Source organism: Citrobacter sp. wls711 (assembly GCF_005281055.1).
In the GTDB taxonomy this organism is placed as follows: domain Bacteria; phylum Pseudomonadota; class Gammaproteobacteria; order Enterobacterales; family Enterobacteriaceae; genus Citrobacter; species Citrobacter gillenii.
The window spans coordinates 103,144-123,033 of sequence record NZ_SZXC01000007.1; the positions used below are offsets into that span (position 1 = coordinate 103,144).

22 protein-coding genes are annotated in these 19,890 nt (G+C 51.6%); 16 read left to right on the plus strand and 6 right to left on the minus strand.

Translation table 11 applies throughout. From position 1 onward, the window contains the following. Nucleotides 1-82 precede the first annotated feature (82 nt). The 4 genes from dacA to lipA all read left to right on the plus strand — a co-directional run bounded on the left by dacA (nt 83) and on the right by lipA (nt 3,594). Nucleotides 83-1,294, plus strand: a complete 1,212-nt coding sequence (dacA, locus tag FDW98_RS02460) for a D-alanyl-D-alanine carboxypeptidase DacA (RefSeq protein WP_096757902.1) — start codon at nt 83-85, stop codon at nt 1,292-1,294. Between the two features lie 106 nt (nt 1,295-1,400). After that, complete coding sequence (gene ybeD / locus FDW98_RS02465) at nt 1,401-1,664, plus strand: DUF493 family protein YbeD (protein WP_003022706.1); 264 nt, start codon at nt 1,401-1,403, stop codon at nt 1,662-1,664. A gap of 117 nt (nt 1,665-1,781) precedes the next feature. After that, entirely contained in the window at nt 1,782-2,423 is a 642-nt protein-coding gene (gene lipB / locus FDW98_RS02470) for a lipoyl(octanoyl) transferase LipB (protein ID WP_096757903.1), read from the plus strand. Nucleotides 2,424-2,628: 205 nt separating this feature from the next. Further along, nucleotides 2,629-3,594, plus strand: coding sequence for a lipoyl synthase (gene lipA, locus FDW98_RS02475; protein ID WP_049269752.1), 966 nt, complete (start codon nt 2,629-2,631; stop codon nt 3,592-3,594). Nucleotides 3,595-3,690: 96 nt separating this feature from the next. Here lipA and tatE read toward each other — a convergent pair whose 3' ends face one another. Both tatE and FDW98_RS02485 read right to left on the minus strand, forming a co-directional pair. Then, the gene (tatE, locus tag FDW98_RS02480) at nt 3,691-3,894 is read right to left on the minus strand and encodes a twin-arginine translocase subunit TatE (RefSeq protein WP_045441030.1); all 204 of its coding nucleotides are present in this window, start codon (nt 3,892-3,894) and stop codon (nt 3,691-3,693) included. Nucleotides 3,895-4,022: 128 nt separating this feature from the next. Continuing rightward, nucleotides 4,023-4,811, minus strand: a complete 789-nt coding sequence (locus FDW98_RS02485) for a deaminated glutathione amidase (protein WP_096757904.1) — start codon at nt 4,809-4,811, stop codon at nt 4,023-4,025. A 90-nt stretch (nt 4,812-4,901) separates the two neighbouring features. On the opposite strand from FDW98_RS02485, the gene crcB reads away from it, so the two are divergent. Beyond that, the gene (crcB, locus tag FDW98_RS02490; RefSeq protein ID WP_096757905.1) at nt 4,902-5,285 is read left to right on the plus strand and encodes a fluoride efflux transporter CrcB; all 384 of its coding nucleotides are present in this window, start codon (nt 4,902-4,904) and stop codon (nt 5,283-5,285) included. A gap of 51 nt (nt 5,286-5,336) precedes the next feature. Here the strand turns inward: crcB and cspE are convergent, their stop codons facing one another. Then, on the minus strand, nt 5,337-5,546 hold the full coding sequence (cspE, locus tag FDW98_RS02495) for a transcription antiterminator/RNA stability regulator CspE (RefSeq protein WP_000034826.1): 210 nt from the start codon (nt 5,544-5,546) through the stop codon (nt 5,337-5,339). Between the two features lie 188 nt (nt 5,547-5,734). Continuing rightward, nucleotides 5,735-6,298 carry a lipid IV(A) palmitoyltransferase PagP gene (pagP, locus tag FDW98_RS02500; RefSeq protein ID WP_096757906.1) on the minus strand — a complete coding sequence of 188 codons (564 nt, stop codon included), beginning with the start codon at nt 6,296-6,298 and terminating at the stop codon, nt 5,735-5,737. Between the two features lie 461 nt (nt 6,299-6,759). Here pagP and dcuC point away from each other — a divergent pair, with 461 nt between their 5' ends. After that, nucleotides 6,760-8,142, plus strand: coding sequence for an anaerobic C4-dicarboxylate transporter DcuC (dcuC, locus tag FDW98_RS02505; protein ID WP_096757907.1), 1,383 nt, complete (start codon nt 6,760-6,762; stop codon nt 8,140-8,142). 116 nt (nt 8,143-8,258) lie between these two features. Here dcuC and dpiA read toward each other — a convergent pair whose 3' ends face one another. Beyond that, a complete protein-coding gene (dpiA, locus tag FDW98_RS02510) occupies nt 8,259-8,939 on the minus strand; it encodes a two-component response regulator DpiA (protein ID WP_096757908.1) in 681 nt (226 codons plus the stop codon). After that, nucleotides 8,908-10,569, minus strand: coding sequence for a sensor histidine kinase DpiB (dpiB, locus tag FDW98_RS02515; RefSeq protein ID WP_096757909.1), 1,662 nt, complete (start codon nt 10,567-10,569; stop codon nt 8,908-8,910). The genes dpiA and dpiB overlap by 32 nt, the downstream gene beginning before the upstream one ends. Nucleotides 10,570-10,956: 387 nt before the next feature. Here dpiB and citC point away from each other — a divergent pair, with 387 nt between their 5' ends. From citC to uspG, 10 genes are all read left to right on the plus strand, one after another. Next, nucleotides 10,957-12,033, plus strand: a complete 1,077-nt coding sequence (gene citC / locus FDW98_RS02520; protein ID WP_137398732.1) for a [citrate (pro-3S)-lyase] ligase — start codon at nt 10,957-10,959, stop codon at nt 12,031-12,033. Further along, nucleotides 12,030-12,326, plus strand: a complete 297-nt coding sequence (gene citD, locus FDW98_RS02525; protein ID WP_096757911.1) for a citrate lyase acyl carrier protein — start codon at nt 12,030-12,032, stop codon at nt 12,324-12,326. The genes citC and citD overlap by 4 nt, the downstream gene beginning before the upstream one ends. Next, nucleotides 12,323-13,231 carry an aldolase/citrate lyase family protein gene (locus tag FDW98_RS02530; protein ID WP_096757912.1) on the plus strand — a complete coding sequence of 303 codons (909 nt, stop codon included), beginning with the start codon at nt 12,323-12,325 and terminating at the stop codon, nt 13,229-13,231. The genes citD and FDW98_RS02530 overlap by 4 nt, the downstream gene beginning before the upstream one ends. A gap of 9 nt (nt 13,232-13,240) precedes the next feature. Beyond that, nucleotides 13,241-14,773 carry a citrate lyase subunit alpha gene (gene citF, locus FDW98_RS02535; protein ID WP_096757913.1) on the plus strand — a complete coding sequence of 511 codons (1,533 nt, stop codon included), beginning with the start codon at nt 13,241-13,243 and terminating at the stop codon, nt 14,771-14,773. 3 nt (nt 14,774-14,776) lie between these two features. Continuing rightward, complete coding sequence (gene citX, locus FDW98_RS02540; protein ID WP_096757914.1) at nt 14,777-15,328, plus strand: citrate lyase holo-[acyl-carrier protein] synthase; 552 nt, start codon at nt 14,777-14,779, stop codon at nt 15,326-15,328. Continuing rightward, complete coding sequence (gene citG / locus FDW98_RS02545; RefSeq protein WP_096757915.1) at nt 15,300-16,205, plus strand: triphosphoribosyl-dephospho-CoA synthase CitG; 906 nt, start codon at nt 15,300-15,302, stop codon at nt 16,203-16,205. The genes citX and citG overlap by 29 nt, the downstream gene beginning before the upstream one ends. 23 nt (nt 16,206-16,228) lie before the next feature. Continuing rightward, on the plus strand, nt 16,229-17,692 hold the full coding sequence (citT, locus tag FDW98_RS02550; protein WP_096757916.1) for a citrate/succinate antiporter CitT: 1,464 nt from the start codon (nt 16,229-16,231) through the stop codon (nt 17,690-17,692). 123 nt (nt 17,693-17,815) lie between these two features. Further along, a complete protein-coding gene (gene rna / locus FDW98_RS02555; RefSeq protein WP_096757917.1) occupies nt 17,816-18,622 on the plus strand; it encodes a ribonuclease I in 807 nt (268 codons plus the stop codon). Nucleotides 18,623-18,768: 146 nt separating this feature from the next. Beyond that, the gene (gene rnk / locus FDW98_RS02560) at nt 18,769-19,179 is read left to right on the plus strand and encodes a nucleoside diphosphate kinase regulator (protein ID WP_003022104.1); all 411 of its coding nucleotides are present in this window, start codon (nt 18,769-18,771) and stop codon (nt 19,177-19,179) included. Nucleotides 19,180-19,377: 198 nt separating this feature from the next. After that, a complete protein-coding gene (gene uspG, locus FDW98_RS02565; protein ID WP_096757918.1) occupies nt 19,378-19,806 on the plus strand; it encodes a universal stress protein UspG in 429 nt (142 codons plus the stop codon). Nucleotides 19,807-19,890 lie beyond the last annotated feature (84 nt).

Here is a 19,890-nt window from a genome sequence, read left to right on the forward strand (position 1 = left end):
GAAAGTCGGATGCCTGTAAGTTACGCATTTGCTATAGTAGGGTACTTTTTTTACTTTCATCACGGACGTCGTAGTTCAGACCATGAAGACCACTTTTTCCGCTCGTTTCGTGCAGCGCATCGCGCTCACCGCGGCTCTCTGCGCAGCCTCTCTCTCTGCTGCCCATGCCGATGACCTGAATATTAAAACCATGATCCCGGGCGTTCCGCAGATCGACGCGGAGTCCTATATCCTGATTGATTACAATTCAGGCAAGGTTCTGGCCGAACAGAATGCGGACACTCGCCGCGACCCCGCCAGCCTGACCAAAATGATGACCAGCTATGTCATCGGTCAGGCCATGAAAGCCGGGAAATTCAAAGAAACCGATTTGGTCACCGTGGGCAATGACGCGTGGGCTACCGGTAACCCGGTGTTTAAAGGTTCATCGCTGATGTTCCTGAAACCGGGAATGCAGGTTCCCGTTTCACAATTGATCCGTGGTATTAACCTGCAATCCGGCAACGACGCTTGCGTGGCAATGGCTGACTTTGCTGCCGGTAGCCAGGATGCTTTCGTCGGCCTGATGAACAGCTATGTGAATGCGCTGGGACTGAAAAACACCCACTTCCAGACCGTCCACGGTCTGGATGCTGAAGGTCAGTACAGCTCAGCACGTGACATGGCGTTGATTGGTCAGGCGCTGATTCGCGACGTGCCTAACGAATACTCTATCTACCGAGAAAAAGAGTTCACTTTCAACGGCATTCGTCAGTTAAACCGTAACGGCCTGCTGTGGGATAACAGCCTGAATGTTGACGGGATTAAAACCGGTCACACCGATAAAGCGGGCTATAACCTGGTGGCATCCGCTACCGAAGGTCAGATGCGTCTGATCTCTGCCGTCATGGGCGGTCGCACCTATAAAGGTCGTGAAACCGAAAGCAAAAAGCTGCTGACCTGGGGATTCCGTTTCTTCGAAACCGTGAACCCACTGAAGGTCGGCAAAGAATTTGCCTCTGAACCGGCCTGGTTTGGTAATACCGATCGTGCCTCGTTAGGTGTTGATAAAGATGTCTACCTGACTATTCCGCGCGGCCGTATGAAAGACCTGAAAGCGAGCTATGTACTGAACACCACTGAACTGCACGCGCCGCTGCAGAAAAACCAGGTTGTCGGCACCATCAATTTCCAGCTTGATGGCAAAACCATTGAACAGCGCCCGCTGGTGGTCCTGCAGGAAATCCCTGAAGGCAACTTCTTTGGTAAAATCATTGATTACATTAAATTAATGTTTCATCACTGGTTTGGCTAAAAATTGAACACTTGAAAGTGTGATTTACGTCCCCATATACTAGGTATCCAGATAACTCCCACTCAGCGTGGGAGTTATTATTTTTTGATGTAACGCCGGAGCTGACATGAAAACCAAACTTAACGAACTGCTTGAATTCCCTACTCCATTTACTTACAAAGTAATGGGGCAGGCGTTGCCGGAGTTGGTTGATCAGGTGGTTGAAGTGGTACAGCGCCATGCGCCAGGTGATTACTCTCCAACAGTAAAACCGAGCAGCAAAGGCAACTACCACTCGGTCTCTATCACCATCACTGCTACGCACATTGAGCAGGTTGAAACCCTGTACGAAGAATTAGGCAACATCGACATCGTACGTATGGTGCTGTAACAGCCTGTCGGTTACCCGCTGCATCCTGCTCGGGTAACCTCTCTCTCCTTCCCCTGTGATATACTTTCCCCTCATTAATATTCTCTACTCGATGTGAGTATCTACGGAGATACCGTTTTGTATCAGGATAAAATTCTTGTCCGCCAGCTCGGTCTTCAGCCTTACGAGCCCGTCTCTCAGGCCATGCACGAATTCACCGATACCCGCGATGAAAACAGTCATGATGAAATCTGGCTGGTAGAGCATTATCCGGTCTTCACTCAGGGGCAGGCAGGCAAAGCAGAACACGTTCTGGTGCCGGGTGATATCCCCGTTATTCAGAGCGATCGTGGTGGTCAGGTAACGTACCACGGCCCAGGCCAACAGGTGATGTATGTCCTGTTGAACCTCAAACGCCGAAAACTGGGCGTTCGCGAACTGGTCACGCTGCTGGAACAAACCGTGGTAAACACGCTTGCAGAAATGGGTATCGATGCACACCCACGAGCCGATGCGCCAGGCGTTTACGTCGGTGAAAAGAAAATCTGTTCGTTAGGGTTACGGATTCGTAGAGGATGTTCATTCCATGGCTTAGCGCTTAACGTGAATATGGATTTGTCGCCTTTCCTGCGCATCAACCCTTGCGGCTACGCCGGAATGGAGATGGCGAAAGTTTCACAGTGGGACAGTCATGCCACCACCGAAAGCGTTCGTCCTCGTTTGCTGGCAAACATATTAGCGCTACTCGGTAACCCACCACACGAGTACGTCGCAGACTAAAAATGGGGCAGACATTGCCGCAGCATATGTTGTGGCAAATGGCACAAAACAACAACTATTTTACATTTTGCCAGCCTGTCAGGCTGCTTTCTGGCCCGTTTCAATGATATACTGCGTATCACTAATTCAAAAATAGTTGATAAATACAACATTCCCTTGAATTGAAACGCTTTCCTTCGTTATTCGCAACTGGAACACGCAAGCTATGAGTAAACCCATTGTGATGGAACGCGGTGTTAAATACCGCGATGCCGATAAGATGGCTCTTATCCCGGTAAAAAATGTGGCAACAGAGCGTGAAGCCCTGCTGCGTAAACCGGAATGGATGAAAATAAAACTGCCAGCGGACTCCACTCGCATCCAGGGCATCAAAGCGGCAATGCGCAAAAATGGCCTGCACTCTGTCTGCGAAGAAGCGTCCTGCCCTAACCTGGCTGAATGTTTCAATCACGGCACCGCAACCTTTATGATCCTCGGCGCGATTTGTACCCGCCGCTGCCCATTCTGTGACGTTGCCCATGGTCGTCCGGTTGCCCCGGATGCCAACGAACCGTTAAAACTGGCTCAAACTATTGCGGACATGGCGCTGCGCTATGTCGTCATCACCTCCGTCGATCGCGACGATCTGCGCGATGGCGGTGCTCAACACTTTGCGGACTGCATCACAGCTATCCGTGAGAAAAGCCCGTCGATTAAAATCGAAACGCTGGTACCTGACTTCCGTGGTCGTATGGATCGCGCGCTGGATATCCTCACCGCAACGCCGCCAGACGTGTTTAACCACAACCTTGAAAACGTACCGCGTATTTACCGCAATGTACGTCCGGGTGCAGATTACAACTGGTCACTGAAGCTTCTGGAGCGTTTCAAAGAAGCCCATCCGGAGATCCCAACCAAATCAGGTCTGATGGTGGGTCTGGGTGAAACCAACGCGGAAATCATTGAGGTCATGCGTGACCTGCGTCGTCATGGCGTTACCATGCTAACGCTGGGGCAGTATTTACAGCCAAGCCGTCACCATCTGCCGGTTCAGCGCTATGTTAGCCCGGATGAGTTCGATGAAATGAAAGCGGAAGCTATGGCAATGGGCTTTACCCATGCAGCTTGCGGTCCATTTGTACGTTCTTCATATCATGCAGACATGCAGGCAAAAGGGCTGGAAGTGAAGTGATCGCGTAATACTCACTTACATTTCAGCAATAAAAAAACCGGCAAATGCCGGTTTTTTTCATGCAGAGTTTGCAGTATGAGCATCATGCTCCTGACATCACTCTTTATGAGAAAGCTTCTCAGCCTGAACGCTACCATCAGCATCTTTCTTCGCATCGGCATTTTCATCGTTCATCGCTTTCTTGAAGCCTTTAATTGCCGTTCCCAGGTCTCCACCCAGAGTACGTAACTTCTTGGTACCAAACAGCAGAACGACCAGTGCGGCAACCACCAGCAGTTTGGTAATACTAATCTCACCCATAGATACCTTCTTCACTTAAACCAGGCTGCATAAAGCGCCATATTAACCTGAGAATTTTAACGGCCTTTCGACGCGGGCACACAATAGCAATCTGTAACAAGGTGAATCAAGTCTTGTTTAAAAAAACGTCATAATAATTGCGGTGGCGCAAAGCGTCGGTTGCGTAACACCGGAAGTTGCGCCCTGACCTGTCGCACTCGTTCGGCAGAAACCTCAGTAACAATCAGCGCGGGTGTTTCTGCGGCAGCGGCAATCGTTACGCCAAACGGATCGATTATCCGGCTTTGACCAATATTCTTATTGCCACACTCACCGGCAGCAATCAGATAGCAGGTTGCATCCAATGATCTGGCCGCCAGCAGCGTAGCCCAGTGATGTTCTTTTAGCGCGCCGCGTACCCAGGCCGCAGGGAGTACCAGAATATCTGCCCCCTGCAAAGCATATGCTAATGCCAGCTCAGGGAAGCGTAAATCGTAACAGGTCATCAAACCGACTTTAAGACCTTCCACGTCCAACAGCGGCGGTACGACATCGCCTGCATCAACATTACGCGACTCCTGAATCGAAAAAGCATCATAGAGATGTAATTTGGCGTAATGAGCCACAACCTGACCTCTTCGTACCGCCACCAGCATGTTAAACGCCCGTCCCGGCAGCGAGGGAACATGAATCGTCAGGATCGTTGTCATCTCATTCTGCACGCTTTCTCGCAGTAATCGCGTCAGAAATCCCCCTTCCAGCCATTGAGCAGATTTCACTGACAGGTCAGGGTCAAGATCGTCACGGGCCAGCAACGCTTCGGGTAAGACCAACAATGAGACGCCCTCGCCCGCGGCCTGGGACATCAATGACACGCACGTTTCGGCATTTTTCTCCCATGAGGGACCCACGGCGAATTGCCCTGCAGCAACGAACATACTCCCTCCTGAAAAAACGGTTAGGCTCGCCAATAATGATTATTCAGCGTTACACTCACACTATATACAATCAAATAGCAGGATTATGCAGTGTCACAACTCCTTTTAGCGGTTTTTATTGGCGGTGGTACAGGTAGCGTAGCCAGATGGCTGTTGAGTATGCGATTTAACCCCCTTCATCAAGCGATTCCCTTCGGCACGCTGGCTGCAAACTTAATTGGGGCGTTTATCATTGGTATGGGGCTGGCGTGGTTCAATCGCATGACCCACATTGACCCTATGTGGAAGGTATTGATTACGACAGGCTTTTGCGGCGGGCTGACCACCTTCTCAACATTCTCAGCAGAGGTGGTGTTTTTACTGCAAGACGGACGTTTTGGCTGGGCAATGGTGAACGTACTGATCAATCTGTTGGGGTCTTTTGCGATGACCGCCCTGGCGTTCTGGCTGGTTTCCGCTTCTTCGGCACACTGAAGATAAAAAAACCCGCAATTAAGCGGGTTTTGAATTCTTGCTGTCGTATGCTTACAGAGCGGTTACGTTTGCAGCAGAAGGGCCTTTGGCACCGTTAGTGATTTCGAACTCTACACGCTGACCTTCAGCCAGAGTTTTAAAACCATTGGTCTGGATTGCAGAGAAGTGTACGAACACATCTTTGCTGCCATCTTCCGGAGTAATGAAACCGAATCCTTTGGACTCATTAAACCACTTAACGTTACCTTTAATCTTAGACATCAAAATTACCTTTACATGAAAAATAGACACAAATGCTGTGTCGGGTATCAGTACAACAATTGTGGTGGACTTTGTCCAGTCGAACTTTGCCAAAAAGTGATAAATGTCGCGTTATTTTTGCAGTAACGTTCGTAATTAATTGTTTTTTAATGATTTATACTTGGCCACATATCAATACACATCGTTCATCAAAACTGGAAACGCATCCAGGCAAAATAGACATTCCCGTTATTATACGTACCGGGTATGTAGGTCATCTGAAATGTTGCCGGACCATAACCTATCGATGCCAGTGGCAGTATCACCGGCACAGGAATGTAGTTCCAGTTATCACGCGCGGTGAAACCGGCGGTAAAGCCCAGACCAGTATGGAAGTTATCATCGGCCAGCGGGCGCCAGGTTTTTTCCCAGCCATATCCTCCGATGGGTTCCCACTTATTGTAGGAATCCTTAAAGGCCATAATATACAGCCCGTGCCAGTTGCCTTTATCATCCCAACGGGACTGACCAAATCCCGCTCCCCAGGGGCGTTCATTGTAACGATCTGTTTTATCTTTATCGTAGGCAAATCGCGCATGCCAGGTAATGGCGGGCACGTACAGGTCATAATGCTCCGGCTGCTGCCAGGTTTCGCTGACATTATCTTTGAAGGTATCAAACCAACCTTTATCTTCAGCGGTGGCCTGTGGAATAACAGCCAACTGAGTAAAAACAAATGAAATAAACAGGAAATAGCGCTTCGCGACAATCACAACATAATTACCATTCTGGGGTTCTGCATTAATTGTAGCAAAGCCATCCTTAATGTTAACTTAACGAAAATGCTTAGGGTTAAAAATCAGAATATTCCCTTCGTATGCGCGTAGTTTATTTCCCTTATATTTTTTGAGCCTTATCTGAAACGGTCATTACTCTATTAATATCAATAAATTGTTCATTTTGCATGCAAAAGTTAAATAAATTAACAATTAGAAAACAAAACAAGATCAATTCAATGTCAAATCCCACACAACCACAGATGACTTCACACTTTTTGATTGCAGCATTCCCGGTTCATCCGCTATGTTGAAAAAATGGCTCAGCCATTGGTTTAATCCGTATTTTTATTGATTTCAATCAGCGAGGGTTATCCGTTTATTAGGCACATTCTCTCACCGTTTTATGCTTTTTTTAGTTTTTTTACTTTCTGGGCGTCAATGTGACAGGGGAAATAATGTTGACATTTATAGAACTCCTTATCGGAGTTATGGTTATTGTGGGTGTAGCGCGCTACATCATTAAAGGTTATTCCGCGACCGGCGTACTGTTTGTCGGTGGCCTGGTTTTACTGATTATCAGCGCCCTGATGGGTCATAAAGTTTTGCCCGGTAGTGCCGAAAGCACGGGCTACACAGCAACAGACATCGTTGAATACATTAAAATTTTGCTGATGAGCCGCGGTGGCGATCTCGGCATGATGATCATGATGCTGTGTGGTTTTGCCGCCTACATGACGCATATTGGTGCAAACGATATGGTGGTTAAACTGGCTTCCAAACCACTGCAATATATCAACTCACCCTATGTGTTAATGATTGCCGCCTACTTTGTCGCCTGCCTGATGTCACTGGCGGTCTCTTCAGCGACGGGGCTGGGCGTACTGCTGATGGCAACCCTCTTTCCGGTGATGGTTAACGTGGGTATCAGCCGCGGTGCTGCGGCGGCCATTTGCGCCTCCCCTGCCGCCATTATTCTATCCCCCACTTCTGGTGATGTGGTTCTCGCCGCCAAAGCCGCAGAAATGCCGTTGATCGACTTCGCATTTAAAACCACGCTGCCGATTTCCATTGCCGCCATTATCGGCATGGCGATTGCCCACTTTTTCTGGCAGCGCTATCTGGACAAAAAAGAGAACGTTTCTCACGAAATGTTAGACGTGGCCGAAATCACCACCACCGCGCCATCGTTTTACGCCATCCTGCCGTTTACTCCGATTGTCGGGGTTCTCATTTTTGATGGTAAGTGGGGACCACAACTGCACATCATTACCATTCTGGTGCTGTGCATGCTTATTGCCGCAGTGTTGGAGTTTGTCCGCGGGTTCAATACCCAGAAGGTTTTCTCAGGTCTGGAAGTGGCCTACCGCGGCATGGCTGATGCCTTTGCTAACGTGGTAATGCTGTTAGTTGCCGCCGGAGTTTTCGCCCAGGGTCTGAGCACTATCGGCTTTATTCAGAGCCTGATCTCGATCGCCACCTCGTTTGGCTCCGCAAGCATTATTCTGATGCTGGTGCTGGTTATTCTGACCATGCTGGCAGCAATGACCACCGGCTCCGGTAATGCCCCGTTCTATGCCTTCGTTGAGATGATCCCAAAACTGGCGCATTCTTCAGGTATTAACCCGGCTTACCTCTCCATCCCAATGCTGCAAGCGTCGAACCTGGGGCGTACGATCTCCCCGGTCTCTGGTGTGGTTGTTGCCGTTGCGGGTATGGCGAAGATTTCACCGTTTGAAGTGGTCAAGCGCACGTCTGTGCCGGTGATGGTCGGGCTACTGATTGTCATTATCGCCACGGAAGTGATGGTACCCGCTACAACTGCCGTGATTGGAGGTTGATAGCGAACAAAATGTAGGCCGGATCAGGCGGTTACGCCGCCATCCGGCATTGCAACCGCACGTTGCCGGATGGCGATGCTAAAGCATCTTGTCCGGCCTACGTCAGAAATCCGCATTTAGCCGCCGTGGTAAATACGCTGCGGCCGCCCAACCTTCCCGTGAATAATCTCCGCAATAATCAAATGCCGGCTGGCACAGTACTCCAGATAACGCCTGGAGGTTGTGCGGCTGATGGTCAACGCCTGTGCAATGGTCTCAGCGGTATGGTGTACCGTCGGATCGGCGAATAATTTCAGCACCGCATTCAGCGTTAGCGCATCAATACCCGTAGGCAAATCCCCTTTTGGTTCACCCCGCGCATAAGCGTTAAACATTTCATCAATTTGCTTTTGACTGGCACTGTCGTTACCCGCCAGCATGCGTCTGCGCTGCTGATAACGCGTCAGCGTCTGCCCCAGTCGCTCGTAGGCAATCGGTTTGACCAGATAATCAAACGCCCCGCCGCGCACCGCCTCCGACACCGTATCCATGTCACTGGCAGCCGTAGTAAACACCACGCCGCCAGGGTAGCGTGCCTGAGTCAACTCATGTAGAAGGGTAATGCCCTTACCGTCCGGTAAATAGTTATCCAGAAGAATCAGACCGGGCTTAAAACGCGCGATCATCATCCGCGCCTGCTCCAGGTTCCCCGCCAACCAAATCTGGCTGAAACCGGGTATATGGCGGATATATTCAGCATGCATCTCCGCCAGCAGCGTTTCATCCTCAACGATCAATAGCGTTAATGGTTCCGTCATCGTTTTTTTTCACTTTCGGAAGAAATAGAGAAAATAAAGTGCCGCAGGGGGTGTTATCTTCAAGCGTAATAACCCCATCACAGCGCCTCACATAACTTGCAATCAGATACAAACCGATGCCATGTTCACCTGGTTCATCGGTACGGGTGCTCACACCCTGTTCAAATATTTTTTCACGTAACGCTTCCGGTACGCCGCACCCTTGGTCGGCAACTTCAATGATGACCTCTTCCCCTTCATCACTCAGAAACAGTTCAACAACCTTATTCCCTTGTTGGGTACGTAAGCTGGCCTCAAATGCATTATCAAGCAGATTGCCAACAATTGCTGCAAACTCTGTGCTATCCAGCCCTTCGGGAAGTTGATGAAGTTGACTTCCGGGAACAATCGTCATTTTGAGCCCCAATTCCCGCGCACGCTGGACTTTACCAAACAGCAGACCGGCAACCTGGCGATCGGCAAAGGCACCGCGCAGGTCATCAATCAGCTGCTGCTGGGCCTGGGATTCCCCCTGCACCATCTCAAGCACGCGATCGTATTCTTTCATTTGCAGCAGGCCGTTAATCGTCGACATCCAGTTCAGATGTTCATGACGCAGCGTTCTCAGGCTCTCAACATATTGTTTGATTTGTGTCAGTTGGGCATTGAGGGTGGCTATTTCATCTTTGCTACGAAAACTGATAATCGCCCCGAGTAATTCATCGCCGGAACGGATAGCCTCACGGTTGGCGATAACGCTTAGCCCGTTAAAATTCACCATCGCATCCTGACGTTGCTCCGCAATCTGCTGCGTAAAAAAGTCCGACGGATTAACAACCTCATCAATGGGTTTCCCCAACCACTGCCGCCCTGGCGACGGAAGCCCCAGCATTTTTCGCGCACTGCGATTGATAGCAGTTATGCACCCGTCCAGGTCAACGGCAATCAAGCCTTCGTATACCGAGCTAAATAACGCGTCCTGTTGGCGCACCACGCGGGCAATTTGTTTGGGCTCCATTCCCAACATCTGGCGGCGAATATGGGCGGCAAAAAACCAGGAGAGTAGCATCAGTAACAACAGCAGCAGAAGAAACACACCCGCCATCGGCAGTAAAAAATCCGATCGCCAACTGTCGATTTTACTGATCAGATAACCTATCGAAACCACGCCAATAATCTTGCCATCATCATCAAAAATGGGCGTTTTAGCGCGCATTGCCAACCCAATAGATCCCGTCCCGGTAATAAAGTAGCTTTCCCCATTTGCCAACGCACCGGGCTTGGTGAACTGCATTGGGTAGCCAATTTTTTGCGGATTCGGATGGTAGAGACGAATAGAGTTCTCATCACCGATCACCACATAATCGAAATCAGTCCCGCTCTGAAGCTTGTCGGCAATGGTCGCCAGACGCGTGTAATCGCGATGCTTCACCGCAGTGATGATACTGTCGTTAGAGGCGATGATTTTCGCCTGGTTCATTGCCATATCACGGACGTGCGTTGTCAGGTAGTCTTCAAAACTGGCGGTGAAGTATTTCGCCAGCGCGGCGATGATAAAAATGGAAACGACCAGGATCAGCAGGAAAATACGCAATGGAAACGCCAGTCTGCGGAAAAAAGAAAACCGTGTTTTATTTTTATGTTGTGACATTATTTTTCCTCAACGACGTTAACCGCAACTTATTTTTTTGTATTTGTAATGAAAATGTTTTATTTACAAGTCACGGCATAAAATAGGATCGTTACAGATTCCCCACCTTAAATCAATTAAACAAATTAAAACCACGCGCTATTTCAGAGTTAAATTAATTAAAAAACTTAAAACCATAAAACACATAAAAACCTTCTAACGTATTGTGAAATAAATCAAAATTTACCTCTAAAATACCCCTTACGATGTATGCAGTAGGGAAAAAAAGAAATACTCCGTAATAAAAAAACCTTCCCTTCATTTGCAAACAAAACGTTATCAGGTTGCTAAGCCTGGCAACAAAACCTAAAAGCCAGTAACAAATATACCATCAGGACACTTTTTATTATGTTCGGTAATAATATATTCTCGCACGTGAAGCGCTCAGAAAATAAAAAGATGGCGGCTATCGCTCAATTTCTGAAAGAGAATGATTTGAGCGTGGATACGACCGTTGAAATATTTATCACCGTCACCCGTGATGACCGCCTGATTGCCTGCGGCGGTATTGCCGGAAATATCATTAAATGCGTGGCTATCAGCAAAACCGTGCGCGGCGAAGGCTTAGCCCTGACGCTCGCCACTGAGCTGATCAATCTCGCGTATGAGCGTCACTGTACGCATCTCTTCATTTATACCAAAACCGAATACGAAGCGCTGTTTAAGCAGTGTGGCTTCTCTACGCTGACCAGCGTACCGGGCATTATGGTGCTGATGGAAAACAGCACCACGCGTCTGAAGCGTTACGCCGAATCGCTGACCAAACAGCGTCGCGAAGGAAAAAAAATTGGCTGTATCGTCATGAACGCCAACCCTTTTACCAACGGCCATCGTTTTCTGATCCAGCAGGCGGCCGCACAGTGCGACTGGCTACATCTGTTTCTGGTAAAAGAAGACACCTCACGCTTTCCGTATGAAGACCGTCTGGATCTGGTGCTTAAGGGAACAAAAGATATTCCGCATTTAACCGTGCATCGCGGATCGGAATACATCATTTCTCGCGCCACGTTCCCGTGCTACTTCATTAAAGAGCAGAGCGTCATTAACCACTGCTACACCGAAATAGACCTGAAAATCTTCCGCCAGTATCTGGCCCCGGCACTTGGCGTCACGCACCGCTTCGTCGGTACCGAACCGTATTGCACCGTCACCTCCCAGTACAACAACGACATGCGCTACTGGCTGGAGACCCCAACGCTCCCCACCCCACCGATTGAACTGGTGGAAATTGAGCGGCTGTGCTTCCAGGAGATGCCGATTTCCGCCTCCTGGGTACGCAAGCTGCTGGTTAAAAAAGATCTCACGGCTATCGCCCCTCTGGTTCCTGAAGCCACGTTGCACTACTTGCAAAACATGCTTGAGAGAACCTCGCCAGGCGCGGTAGTCCGCCAAAATACCCCCGCATTAGCAACAGGTGAAAAATGAAAATAAAGCAGGCAGCCGTCGCAGGCACTCTCGAGTCTGGTGATGTGATGATTCGCATCGCCCCGCTCGATACGCAGGATATCGACCTGCAGGTTAACAGTAGCGTTGAAAAACAATTTGGTGATGCCATTCGCACCACCATCCTCGACGTTCTGTCCCGCTACAACGTACGCGGCGTGCAATTAAATGTTGATGATAAAGGCGCACTGGACTGCATTTTACGTGCGCGACTGGAAGCATTACTGGCCCGCGCCAGCGGCATTCCGGCACTGCCTTGGGAGGATTGCCAGTGATTTCTGAATCTTTGCAACAACGTAAATCCCGCACACGCCGTAGCATGTTGTTCGTACCGGGCGCCAATGCCGCAATGATCAGCAACTCGTTTATCTACCCGGCAGATGCGCTGATGTTCGACCTGGAAGACTCCGTCGCACTGCGCGAGAAAGATACCGCGCGTCGTCTGGTGTACCACGCGCTGCAGCACCCGCTGTATCACGACGTTGAAACCATTGTTCGCGTAAATGCCCTCGATTCTGAATGGGGTATCAATGACCTCGAAGCGGTCGTTCGCGGTGGCGCTGACATCGTGCGTTTACCTAAAACCGATACTGCGCAGGATGTTATCGACATCGAAAGCGAAATTCTGCGTATCGAAAACGCCTGCGGTCGCGAACCCGGCAGCACCGGTCTGCTCGCGGCTATTGAATCACCGCTGGGCATCACCCGCGCCGTTGAAATCGCTCACGCCTCTGAACGTCTAATCGGTATTGCACTGGGTGCAGAAGATTACGTGCGTAATCTGCGCACCGAACGTTCGCCGGAAGGCACCGAACTGCTGTTTGCCCGCTGCTCTATTTTGCAGGCGGCACGCTCTGCGGGCATTCAGGCATTTGACACCGTGTATTCCGATGCCAATAACGAAGCCGGTTTCCTGCATGAAGCCGCACACATCAAGCAGTTGGGTTTTGACGGTAAATCGCTCATCAACCCGCGCCAGATCGAACTCCTGCACAACCTGTATGCGCCAACGCGCAAAGAACTGGCGCACGCCCGTCTGGTTGTAGAAGCCGCTGAAGCCGCCGCTCGCGAAGGCCGTGGCGTTGTCTCCCTGAACGGCAAGATGGTCGACAGCCCGGTTATCGAGCGCGCCCTTCTGGTTATCTCCCGTGCAGAACTTTCCGGCATTCGCGAAGAATAAGGCAAAAAAATGACGCAGAAAATCGAACAGTCTCAACGACAGGATCGCGTGGCGACCTGGAGCCGTCATGCTGAAAGCGACCTTTCCGCTTTCCACAGCAGCGCAAAAGTCGCGTTACAGGCGCAAAAACCCCGCGACAAAAAACTGTGCGCTAACCTGGAAGACGCTATTCGCCGTTCAGGTTTACAGGATGGAATGACCATCTCTTTCCACCACGCTTTCCGCGGTGGCGACCTGACCATTAACCTGGTGATGGATACCATTGCCGCCATGGGCTTTAAAAACCTGACGCTGGCGTCCAGCTCCCTGAGCGACTGTCACGCTCCGCTGGTGGAACACATTCGTCAGGGCGTCGTCAGCCGCATTTATACTTCCGGTCTGCGTGGTCCGCTGGCGGAAGAGATCTCCCGCGGTTTACTGGCTGAACCTGTGCAGGTCCACTCTCACGGCGGTCGCGTACACCTGGTACAAAGCGGTGAGTTAAGCATTGACGTAGCCTTCCTCGGCGTACCGTCCTGCGACCAATTTGGTAATGCTAACGGCTACACCGGTAAAGCCTGCTGTGGCTCACTCGGCTACGCCCGCGTTGATGCTGAAAACGCTAAACAAGTGGTCCTGCTGACTGAACAACTGCTGAGCTACCCGCATAATCCGGCCAGTATCACCCAGGATCAGGTGGATCTGATCGTGCAGATCGAGCAGGTCGGTGATGCGGACAAAATTGGCGCCGATGCAACCCGCATGACGACCAACCCGCGTGAGCTGCTGATCGCCCGCAGCGCGGCAGAGGTGATTGCCAACTCCGGCTACTTCAATGAGGGCTTCTCTTTGCAGACCGGTACCGGTGGCGCCTCGCTGGCCGTAACCCGCTTCCTGGAAGACAAAATGCGCAGCCGCGACATCCGCGCCGACTTCGCACTGGGCGGCATCACTGCCACCATCGTTGACCTGCATGAAAAAGGGTTAATCCGCAAACTGCTGGATGTACAGAGCTTCGACAGTGCCGCCGCAAAATCCCTGGCCCGCAATCCAAACCATATTGAGATCAGCGCTAACCAGTACGCTAACTGGGGTTCGAAAGGCGCATCGGTTGACCGTCTGGATGTCGTAGTGCTGAGCGCACTGGAAGTGGATACAAACTTCAACGTCAACGTGCTGACCGGCTCCGACGGTGTGCTGCGCGGCGCATCCGGTGGCCACTGCGATACCGCTGTCGGTGCTGCGCTGTCGATTATCGTCGCCCCATTGGTTCGCGGTCGCATCCCGACGCTGGTTGATAACGTGCTGACCTGCGTCACCCCTGGCTCCAGCATTGACATCCTGGTCACTGACCACGGTATCGCCGTCAACCCTGCACGTCCTGAACTGGCTGAACGTTTGCAGGAAGCGGGGATGAAAGTGGTCTCCATCGACTGGCTGCGCGAGCGTGCACAGCAGCTTACCGGTCAGCCACGCGCCATCGAATTCACCGACCGGGTAATTGCCGTTGTGCGTTACCGCGACGGTTCAGTGATTGACGTTGTGCATCAGGTGAAGGAATAAGCCATGCACCTGCTCCCTGAACATGCCACCTGCCACGCGGTTTCTATTCCCGAGCTGCTCGCCAGCCGCGATGAGAGACAAGCACGGCAGCATGCCTGGCTCACCCGCCACTGCGCGCCACTGGTCTCTTTTACCGTGGTCGCGCCGGGTCCGATTAAAGACAGCGAACTCACTCGTCGCATTTTTAATCACGGTATCACTGCCTTGCTCACGCTGGCGGAAAAATCGGGCTGGATAGTCAGGGAGCAATCTGCACGGGTTTCTGCCAGCGGGCCGGAAGGTCTGTTGTCTATAGAGGCCCCGGCACACGACCTCAAGCTCACCACCATAGAGCTTGAGCATTCACACCCGCTGGGACGGTTATGGGACCTCGATGTCCTGACTCCGGAAGGGGAAATCCTGTCTCGCCGTCATTTCGCGCTCCCTGCCCGCCGCTGTCTGCTGTGCGAGCAAAGCGCTGCCGACTGCGCGCGGGGTAAAACCCACACGCTTTCCGAGTTACTTATTCGCATGGAGGAACTGCTGCATGATGCCGATTCCCGCAACATCGACTAAATCCGCCGTTCTTCCTCAGGATTTACCAGAAGCGTACGCGACGCTCGCGTGGCGTGCCATGCTGACGGAAGTCAACCTGTCTCCCAAACCCGGTCTGGTAGATCGCATTAACAACGGCGCGCACAAAGACATGGCGCTGGATGACTTTCACCGCAGCGCCGAGGCGATTCACGCCTGGCTGCCGCGTTTCGTCGAATACGGGGCCTTCAGCGCGCAACTGGTGCCTGAAGATGTGCTGATAGGACTGCGTCCGGTGGGAATGGCCTGCGAGGCCGGGATGTTTCACGCCACCGCCGGGGTGAACACCCATAAAGGCAGTATCTTTTCGCTGGGGTTGTTGTGTGCCGCCATTGGTCGCCTGCACCAGCTCCGCCAGACCGTTACACCTGAAACCATTTGCTCTACGGCGGCAACCTTTTGCCGCGGCCTGACCGAGCGCGAACTGCGCCAGAACAATCAACAACTCACGGCTGGCCAACGTCTGTATCAACAACTGGGATTAACCGGGGCTCGCGGTGAAGCTGAAGCGGGCTATCCATTAGTGATCCACCACGCTTTACCGCACTACCGCGCGTTGCTGTCTCAGGGTCGCGATCCTGAACTGGCGTTACTCGACACATTATTGCTGCTGATGTCTATCAATGGCGACACCAACGTAGCTTCCCGCGGTGGCGCTGAGGGTCTGCGCTGGTTACAGCAGCAATCTGCCACATTATTGCAGCAAGGGGGAATTCGCACCCCCGCCGATCTCCATTACCTGCACCAGTTCGACCAACAGTGCATTGAACGCAACCTCAGTCCTGGGGGCTGTGCCGATCTGCTGATTGTCACCTGGTTCTTAGCTCAGATTTCACAAGTTCATCATTATCACCATTAAAGATCCTTTCCGGAGAATCATTCATGTCTTTATCAAAAGATAGTATATGGAAGTTACTGGCCCCGCTGGTCGTCATGGGTGTCATGTTTCTCATCCCCGTCCCTGATGGAATGCCCCCGCAGGCCTGGCACTACTTTGCCGTGTTTGTGGCCATGATTGTCGGTATGATCCTCGAGCCTATCCCGGCAACAGCGATCAGCTTTATCGCCGTGACAATTTGCGTTATCGGCAGTAACTACCTGCTGTTTGATGCCACAGAACTGGCAGACCCCACCTTTCACGCCGGTAAACAGGCGCTGAAGTGGGGTCTGGCAGGCTTCTCCAGCACCACCGTGTGGTTAGTGTTCGGTGCGTTTATTTTCGCGCTGGGTTATGAAGTTACCGGTCTGGGTCGTCGTATCGCGCTGTTCCTGGTGAAGTTCATGGGGAAACGTACTCTGACGCTGGGCTATGCGATTGTTATTATCGACATCCTGCTGGCGCCATTTACGCCGTCGAACACCGCGCGTACCGGTGGTACCGTTTTCCCGGTTATCAAGAACCTGCCGCCGCTGTTTAAATCATTCCCGAACGATCCGTCAGCTCGCCGTATCGGCGGTTATCTGATGTGGATGATGGTGATCAGTACCAGCCTGAGCTCCTCCATGTTCGTTACCGGCGCTGCGCCTAACGTGCTGGGTCTGGAATTCGTTAACAAAATTGCCGGCATTCAAATCAGCTGGTTGCAGTGGTTCCTCAGCTTCCTGCCGGTCGGTATTATTTTGCTGATCGTTGCGCCGTGGCTGTCTTACGTGCTGTACAAACCGGAAGTCACCCACAGTGCTGAAGTTGCCGCATGGGCCGGCGATGAACTGAAAACTATGGGTAAACTGACCCGTAAAGAGATGACGCTGATCGGTCTGGTACTGCTCAGCCTGGGCCTGTGGGTATTTGGCGGCAAGCTGATTGACGCTACCGCAGTGGGTCTGCTGGCGGTTTCTCTGATGTTGGCTCTGCACGTAGTACCGTGGAAAGACATTACCCGCTATAACAGCGCATGGAACACCCTGGTCAACCTGGCCACCCTGGTGGTGATGGCCAACGGCTTAACCCGTTCCGGCTTTATCGACTGGTTCGCTAACACCATGAGCTCACACCTGGAAGGCTTCTCGCCTAACGCGACCGTGATCGTGCTGGTGCTGGTGTTCTACTTTGCTCACTACCTGTTTGCCAGCCTGTCTGCGCACACCGCGACCATGCTGCCGGTGATTCTGGCGGTCGGTAAAGGCATACCGGGCGTGCCAATGGAGCATCTGTGTATTCTGCTGGTGCTGTCCATCGGTATCATGGGCTGTCTGACTCCGTATGCCACCGGCCCTGGCGTGATCATCTACGGCTGTGGTTATGTGAAATCCAAAGACTACTGGCGTTTGGGTGCTATCTTCGGTGTCATCTACATCTCAATGCTTCTGCTGGTCGGCTGGCCGATTCTGGCAATGTGGAGCTAATCCGCGCGCTTTACGCATAGTCAAAACGCATAGCTAAAATGATGCCGCTCAGCTAAACCTGAGCGGCATTTTTTATGATTTAATAGATGACATTCAGAAATTATATAAGTATCCGAATTCATCATGACATCGACATGGCGTTATTGCTCTTTGCTGGTGGCACTTCTGCTGCCGGTTTCTGCCGCCCAGGCCGAACAACTTCAGGCAAAACAGTACGGCGACTTTGATCGCTATGTGCTGGCGCTCTCCTGGCAAACCGGTTTTTGTCAGAGCCAACACGAACGTAATCGTCAGGAACCCGACGAATGCCGCCTGCAAAAAGAAACCGCAAATAAAGCGGATTTCCTGACCGTCCACGGTCTGTGGCCTGGCCTGCCAAAATCGATTGCTGCCCGCGGCGTAGATAATCGTCGGTGGATGCGCTTTGGCTGCGCCACACGCCCTATACCAAACCTGCCGGAGGCTCGTGCCAGTCGCAAATGCGCCGCGCCAGAAACAGGGCTTTCGCTGGAAAGCGCCGCAAAACTGAGCGCTGTGATGCCCGGCGCTGGCGGAACATCGTGTCTCGAACGTTACGAATATGCCAAGCACGGCGCCTGTTTTGGTTTCGATCCTGACGCGTACTTTGGCACTATGGTGCGAATGAATAGCGAGATAAAAAATACCGAACTCGGCAAATTTATTGCCGACAATTATGGAAAAACCGTCAGCCGCAACGCATTTGACGCCGCCGTCGCGAAAACCTGGGGTAAAGAAAGCGTGAAGGCAGTGAAGTTAAGCTGTCACGGTAATCCGGCCTACCTGACTGAAATCCAGTTTACGCTCAAGGCAGCCACCATTAATGCCCCGCTTTCTGCAGCATCGTTCCTACCGCAAGCGCATCCTGGAAACTGCGGCAAGCAGTTTATCCTCGACAAAGTCGGTTATTGATCGCCTGAATGTGAACTAAATCACTTCAAACCTGGGGTAAGTCTCAGTATCATCGTAAAAGCTAAACCCTTGCCGCCTGACGGTGAGGGTTTTCTTTTGGGATTATTTACCTGCGCACCCGCAGTATCGACGACATGGAGTAATAAATGTCCAGACCAACTATCATCATTAACGACCTCGATGCTGAGCGCATTGACCGCCTGTTGGAGCAACCTGCGTTTGCGGGTTTACCGATTGCTGACGCCTTAAACGCCGAGCTGGATCGCGCCCAAATGTGTTCTCCAGAAACCATGCCGCACGATGTCGTCACCATGAACAGCCGCGTGAAATTCCGCAATCTGAGCGATGGTGAAGTCCGAGTGCGTACCCTGGTGTATCCAGCCACGATGACCGACAGCAGTACTCAACTGTCGGTGATGGCCCCGGTAGGTGCTGCCCTTCTGGGTCTGCGCGTTGGCGACACGATCCACTGGGAACTGCCAGGTGGTACCTCAACCCATCTCGAAGTCATCGAACTTGAGTACCAGCCTGAAGCTGCGGGCGACTACCTGCGCTAACTCTGTTATAGCAAAGCCACTCGCTTTATCTTACAGGGGATGCTTACGCATCCTCTTTCCGATGATATCCCCGCCCCTCATTGACATTATTGCTGCTTTCCCTTTCCTGCTCGCAAAACATAAATCTGTGTCGTGACTGACAGAATCATTTTTAATACTATGCTGTTATGTGTTCATGTAATGACAAGGAGAATGTTTATGTACAACACAATCATAATGCCTGTTGATGTATTCGAAATGGAACTGAGCGACAAGGCTGTTCGCCATGCAGAATTTCTGGCACAGGAAAATGGGATTATCCATCTTCTGCATGTGCTTCCTGGCTCCGCCAGCCTGAGCCTGCATCGTTTTGCTGCTGACGTTCGCCGTTTTGAGGAACATCTGCAGCACGAAGCGGAAACCCGCCTGCAAACGATGGTCGGTCACTTCAGTATTGATCCTTCTCGCATCAAACAGCACGTTCGCTTTGGTAGCGTACGTGATGTAGTCAACGAGTTGGGCGAGGAACTGAACGCCGATGTGGTGGTCATTGGATCGCGCAACCCATCAATCAGCACCCATCTGCTGGGTTCTAACGCCTCCAGCGTAGTCCGCCACGCCACCCTGCCGGTGCTGGTCGTTCGTTAAAAAAAGGGGCTACCTTTCGGTAGCCCCTTTTTATTCCGCATCGATGTTATTTCATCGAATCGGTAAGCCTGAAACGCGTTTGCG